The sequence below is a fragment of the Rhodoferax sp. genome (assembly GCF_028714215.1).
In the GTDB taxonomy this organism is placed as follows: Bacteria; Pseudomonadota; Gammaproteobacteria; order Burkholderiales; family Burkholderiaceae_C; genus Rhodoferax.
Genome location: NZ_JAQTMS010000035.1, coordinates 36,974 through 43,416, shown reverse-complemented (window position 1 = coordinate 43,416; position 6,443 = coordinate 36,974). Strand labels below are relative to the sequence as shown.

Sequence of the window (6,443 nt, the reverse complement as noted above, 5' to 3'; positions counted from 1 at the left end):
CAGATCGCCGCGACTGTGGCTGATCAGGCTGTAGCCCTGCCCATGCGAGACGCTGTAGATCGCGCGCGGGTCGCCCCAGGCGTTGGGCGTCACGCTCCAGACCTGGCGGGATTTGAGGTCCTGCAGCAGGAACCATTCGGACGGTGGGTCGGCCACCGGGTCGTTGGACCAGCCCGTGAGCTGGTTCATGCGGCTGTTCAAGGCCCAGCTGTAGCCGCCGCCGGCTTCCGAGATCTGGGCGCCGAAATCCGGGTTCGCCAGCACGTTGATCCAGGGTCGCGGCGGGCGCAGCCGGGCGCCGACGCCGAAGCGGAACTCGCCCGAGGCGGCATCGAACTCACCCACGGACGCCGCCGCGGCAAGCGCCGGCGCCGCGACCACGGCCAGCGCCGCGGTCGAGATGCCATGGCGTTGCTCGAAGGCCTGCTCGTGCGACTCGATCCATTCCTGCACATGGTGCAGCAGCGGGCGGCCGTCGGCCCGCAAGCGCACGCGGGCCAGGGTTTTCAGCGTGCTCAGCTCCTCCACCGAGAGCTCGTCGGCGCGCAGCACGTGAAAGCCGGTGCAGGCCGGATTGCTGGCGCTGGATTGGGCCGCGCTGTCGGCCTCGTGGCGCTCGCGCAGCGCCGCGATCTCGCGCTGTAGCGGCATCAGGTAAGAGATCGGCTCCGCATTGATCACCACCAGGTCGCAGGCAATGCCGCCCCAGGACCATTGGTTCAAAGCCTGCGCCAGCGAACGCAGCAAGCCCAGGCCTTGCAGCGCGCCGACCGACAGCAGCAGCAGCGGGCGATCGCCGGAGATGCCAAAGCGCCACAGCAGGCGCCGGTCGCAGACCAGCACCGGCGCCGCCTCGGCGCTCTCGGCGACAGCGCCGCGGGCCGGGCTGCGCGGCGTGCGCGTCAGGCTCAGCACCAGCGCCGTGGTCAGCAACTGGATCGCCACGAAGTTCTCGGCCCGCAGGTTCAGGGCGCGCAAACGGATGCTGGTCAGCGTCGCTGACATCAGCGAGGCGCGCTCGATCAGGCTGGCTTGCAGGTACTTGTCGATCACCGCGTGCAAGGTGGCGCGGTTGTCCGACGCCGCCGTGGCGAAGGTCAGGCGTGCCTTGGCGTTGCCGGCGATGCGCAGCTGCACGGCCAGGGCGCAGACCGGATCGAGCCCGGTATCGAGCCGGGTCTCGATCCCGGAATCAAGCCCGCCGTCAAGACCCGGCGTCGGCTCGACAGACGGCGTCGGCAAGGCATCGAACGAGGCCAGCGGCTGGCTGGCACTCTGGTTGCGGCCGCACCAGCGCTGGCGGTCGGTCTGCACCCGCAGGCCACGCACCTGCGGGTCGCTCTCGGCCAGGAAATGGGCCGCCTGCAAGCCGCGTTCGGTCGGCAGGCGCGGCTTGCGCTCGAACAGCAGCGCTCGGTGCTCGGCCTGCCACTCGGCGCGCACGAACAGATTGGCGAACGCGGGGTGGGCTTCATCGGCGCGCGGGTCGGACAGCGTGACCTCGAACGCCGACAGCAATTCGATGTCGAGCGGGCTGTCGCTCAGGTTGCGCAACTCGACCTGGCGGAACTCGATGTCGTCTTCCGGGCTGACCCAGACCGTGACGTGCGCCTCCAGGGTGGGCCAGGCGGCGTCGAAGCAGACGCGGTCGGAATGGTAGACGCTGCGATAGTGCGCCGCCGGATCGGGCGCCGGGTGCTGCGTCAGGGAGGCCAGGCGCGCCGGCGCCGGCCAGCGCAGGTAAAAGAAGCTGCCGTGGGCATCGCGCAAGGCGTCGTCGCGCCAGCGCGTGATGGCGGTCTGGCCGCAGCGGCTCCAGCCGGCCCCATTGGCCCGCAGCGAGACGCTGTAACGCCCGTTCGACAGCACCTGCGTGGGCTCCACGGCGGCTTGCCCCGGCATCACCTCGCGCAGCAGCCCCGGCACCCGTCTGCGTTCCCGCCCCTGCAGCGGCGTGGCGGCCGGCGGGGCCGACAGGGTCGAGACCTCGCGCGGCACCCGCTCGTGCAGCAGCGAAGCCACCGCCTCGATTTGCGCATTGGCCATGCCCCAGCGTTGCGCCACGCCGTCGAGCAGCACGTTGGCCAGCGCCACGATGCTCATGCCCTGGTGGTGCGCCATGAAGGTGCTGACCGGCGTGAACAGTTCGATGCCGGCCTGGCGCGCCGGCGAAAAATCGAGCGCTTCGATGAAGCCATAGCGCGAACGCGCCGCCAGCTTTTCCAGCGCCGCGAAGTTGGCCGCCGCATGACGCGGCGCGATCTGCGCCGCCAGTGCCGTGGCATAGGGCGCGATCACCAGTTCGTCCGGCGGGGTACGGCGCAGCGCCAGCCGCGGCACTCCTTGCGGCGCGTACTGGTAGGCCAGCGTGTAGTCGCTGCCGGCGTAGGCCGATTCCGAGATGCCCCAGGGCACGCCCTGGGCCCGGGCAAACCGGATCTGCTCGCGCAGTGCCGCATGGCAGGCTTCCCGCAGCACGCTGCCGCGCGGCTCGTCGAGCACCAGGCTGGGCATCAAGTATTCGAACATGGAGCCCGACCAGGAGCGCAGGCCGGCCTGCGCGCCGACCGCGAAGAACAAGCGCCCCAGCGTCTCCCAATGGGTCACCGGCAGATCGCCCTTGGCGATCGCCAGCAGACTGGTCAGGCACGACTCGGACGCCAGCAAATCGTAAAAGCCGGCATCGAGTTCCTGCTCGGCGACCCGAAAGCCGATGTGCAGCAGATGGCGCTTGCGGTGGTACAGAAAACTGAAGTCGGCTTGCTGGACCAGTTGTTGGCAGCTCTCGGCCAGCAGGCGCAAGCGCCGGCTCGCCTCCCCCTGCGCCTGCGCCTCGTCGTCGCCCTGCGCCTGCGCGTCCAGCGCGGCCGAGCGCAGGGTCGCCCGGTGATCGGCCAGGCACCATCTGAGTTCCTGGCGCAGCGCCGGCGACAATTTGCCGCGCCGTGCCAGCAGCGGCGCCAGCCGGCGTCTGGAACACTCCAGCGCGCGCTGCGCTGGCGCGCCGTCGTACGGCGCCGCCGCCAGTTCCAGGCAGGCCTGGGCCAGCGCCAGCAGATGGCCACACAGGTTGCCGCTGTCCACCGTGGACACATACAGCGCCAGCAGCGGCTCGCCGGTTTGCGTGTCGTACCAGTTCAGAAAGTGACCGCGGTAGCGCTGCAAGGTGAGCAAGGTGGCCAGCGTCGCCTCCAGCCGGCCGAGCAGGTCCTGGGTTCCGATCCAGCCGAACTGGCGGGCGCAGGCGACGCTCAGCAGGTACAGGCCCATGTTGGTCGGCGAGGTCCGGTGCGCCACCATGTCGTGCGGCATGATCTGTAGATTGTCGGGCGGCAGGTGCTTGTCCTCGGGCCCCACGCAGCGCTCGAAGAAGCGCCAGGTGTCGCGTGCGATGCCGCCCAGATAAACCTGCTCCGGCAGCGCCAGCGCCGCGTCCTGGCGCGCCGAGCGCGGCCGGCTGACCCACCAGGTCCAGACCGGTGAGGCCGCCCACAACAGGCACAGCAGCAGGGCCGTCAGCGGGTACGGCGTGGCGCCGGCCAGCAGCGAGCCCAGCAGCGCCAGGGCCAGCAGCGGCACGCGCCAATGGAGCCGCAGCAACCCCGCCAGGTCGCTCCTGGCCGAGGCCTGCGCGGCCGCGGCGGTGGTCCATTGCAGCAAGTGGCGCCGACTGATGCCGATGCGGTAGAGCGCCCGCGCGATGGCGTCGACGCCCTGCAGCGCCTGCGCCAGCAACTGCGCCAGCAGCCACAGCCCGGCCCACAGGGCACGCTCCAGGTCGATCGCACCCTGGCCGTAAAAATGGCGCCGCGCGAGGTCCTCGCGGCTCGGCGCAAAAGCCGCCACGGCACCCATCACGGGTCCGGCCGAAAACGCCGCCAGCACCAGCGCCAGCGCGGCCCAGGGCGACACCACGCGGCCGCTCAGGGCCAGCGCCAACAGCGCCAGCGACAGCGGCGCCACCAGCGAACGGCGCAGGTTGTCGAACATCTTCCAGCGATTGATGAGGCGGATGCCGTAGCGCCCGGGGTGCCGCAGAAAGGTCAGCAGTTGCCAGTCGCCGCGGGTCCAGCGGTGCACCCGCGCAGCGCCCACATCGGCATGGAACGGCGCGTCCTCGATCAGCGTGATATCGGTCACGGCGGCACAGCGCGCGATCGAGCCTTCCAGCAAATCGTGGCTCAACACCTGCCCCTCGGGCAGGCGTCCGGACAACACGGCATGCAGCGCCCGCACGTTGAGCAAGCCCTTGCCGGTGAAGGTGCCTTCGGAAAACAAGTCCTGATAGACCTCGGAACTGGCGGCGCTGTAGGGATCGATGCCGCACTGCCCGGCAAACAGCCAGTGGTACAGCGTGAATTCCTGCGGCGCCGGCAGCGGCGTGGCGACGCGCGGCTGCAAAATGCCGTAGCCGCTTATCACCGTTCGCCCGCTGGCGTCGAGTTGCGGCTGATTCTCGGGATGCGCCGCCACGCCCACCAGCTCGCGCAGGCGTCCGGGCGGCAGCTGGGTGTCGCTGTCGAGCGTGACGATGTAGCGGGTGTCGGCGGCGATGCGGGATTCGTCGGCCAGATCCAGGAAAGCGGCGCTGCTGCCCTGCGCCAGCGCCGCCACCAGTTGTTCGAGTTTGCCGCGCTTGCGTTCCCAGCCGATCCAGCGTTGCTCGGTTTCGCAAAACAGCCGCTCGCGGTGCAGCAGGATGAAGCGCGGCGCCGCCCCGCCCTCCTCCGTCGCAGTGGGATAGCGCTGGTTGAGTTCGCGGATTTGCTCTCGCACGCCGCTGAGCAAGGCGTCGTCCGAGGCCAGTTGCGCGCTGTCGGCATCGACCCAGTCGGACAACAGCGCGAACTGGGCCTGGCGTTCCGGGTTGGCGAGGTAGTGCAACTGCAAACGGTGCACCAGTTCGCGGCTGGCGGCAGCGCTGCTCAGCATGGCCGGGATCACCACCAGCACCCGGTGCTCGGCCGGTATGCCGTTGGCCAACGCCAGACGCGGCAGATGGCGCGGCCGCACCGACTCGCTGATCAGCCGGTTGATCAGTGCCACCACCGCTTCCGACGCCGGAAACAGCATCAACAGCGCGCCCAGCACGGTCACCGCCTTGTAGTCAACGCCGCCGGGCTGGCCGGCCTGGCTCATCAACCAAACCAGCAGGCCCACGCTACCCAGCAGCACGGCGCCCAGGTAGACCGGCAAAGCCAGGCGCCGGGCCAGGGCGCGCCACAGCAGCGCCGCGCCTTCGTGCAGACCGAGGGCGCTGGTCAGGGCCGGCCGGCCGGCGCCGCGCAGCCAGTGGCTGGCCAGCGCGCCAGCGGCGGCGGCGGCGTCGGAGTGCATCAGATCGAACAGCGTCTGCGCCACCGACACTTCGCTGCGGCCGCTGCGCCAGGCCAGCCGTTCGATGCCGTGCAGCGTCTGGTCACGGGTCACGGAATGTTCCGCCTCGAACAGGGTCGAAGTCAGCATCAGCCGCATCAGGGGACTGGTGTGGGCGACGATCTCCGGCCAGTCGGCGGCGCCGATGGCACGCAGCGAGGTGACGGCGTTGCTGACGCTCAGGTTGTCGGCCGCCTGGTCGGCGCTTTGCTGCGTCTGCAGCGCAACCAGATCCGGCAACGCCAGACGCAGCCAGTCGCGGTAGCTGTCCGGATAGCGCGCCGGATCGCTAGCCGCGGCGCTGCTTTGCAGGTCCCGCAGGCGTTGCGCCATCTGGGCCAGGAAGACGCGGCCGACGCCGCGCTGGTTGAGCAGGGTCAGCAGTTGATCCAGCCCCGCCAGATCCAGCCTTTCGAGGTGATCGCAGCACAGGTTGGCAACCTCGCGCGCCGCCTTGTTGCTGGCCACGCGTTCGGCCAGGCGGCGCAGGTTTTCGATCAGCACCACGCGCAAGGTGGTGGGCAGCGCCCACATCTCGCTCAGGTTGAGTTCGCGGGTTTCCTGGTAAGCGCCCAGAAACTGTTTCAACAACTCTTCGTCGAAAGCGCCGTCGGTGTGCGCGACGAAGGCCCAGGCCACGCCATAGACGCGCGGCAAGCCGGCCAGCGGCGGGTCCAGCAGCACCGGCAGGGTGCGGAAATAGCTGCGCGGCAAACCCTCGTGAATTTCCTTCAGTTGCGCTTCGATCAGGTGAAAGTTGTCAAGCAGCCATTCGGCCGCCGGGCTGATGTCGTAGCCAGTGCTGGCCTGTTCGCCGATGTAGTGTTGGGCTTCACGCAGCGCGTCGATGTTGCTGCGCAGGCGCGGGAAAAAGGTGGCGGCGCGCCAACTGGCGCGGGCGGCGCGGTGGCTTTCACCCAGGCTGCGGCCATGCTGCGCAAAACGCTGCAGGCCGAAAATCTCGGAACGTATCGGCGGCGGCAGCGCGCCGCGCTGATCGTCCAGGATGGCGCACAAGGCGGGCGGCGCATCCGGTACCAGGCGCAGCAACTCGGATTGCGCCATGC

At 69.8% G+C, this 6,443-nt stretch carries 1 protein-coding gene; it reads right to left on the bottom strand.

The window, feature by feature from the left end; all coding sequences use genetic code 11:
• On the bottom strand, positions 1 to 6,441 hold a 6,441-nt coding region (locus PHS32_RS15740), incomplete at its 3' end, for a glucoamylase family protein (RefSeq protein WP_301079989.1).
• Positions 6,442 to 6,443: the final 2 nt, after the last annotated feature.